This is a genomic window from Paenibacillus sp. SER-28, assembly GCF_052906305.1.
Window position 1 is genome coordinate 1 of record NZ_JBRECM010000099.1, and the last position, 235, is coordinate 235.

Here is a 235-nt window from a genome sequence, read left to right on the forward strand (position 1 = left end):
GCTCAAAAGAGAAAGAGTTTTATTTCGAATACAAAAATGATTTTGGTATGACGCGCGAAACCTGGATTCCGTTCGAAGGGATACTTCCTAATATCGAACGTCGCTACCGGGAAACAAATTCTGACTTCACGCGCGACCAAATGGCACAATACATGACAGATTTACCTTGCCCATCTTGTAAAGGCTATCGCTTAAAGGAAGAGACACTTTCAGTCAAAGTAAATGATCATCATAT

At 40.4% G+C, this 235-nt stretch carries 1 protein-coding gene; it reads left to right on the top strand.

Annotated features, from left to right (window positions below; translation table 11 throughout):
- The coding region (locus ACUYLD_RS25810) for a hypothetical protein (protein WP_446676254.1) at positions 1 to 235 on the top strand (235 nt) is incomplete at both ends.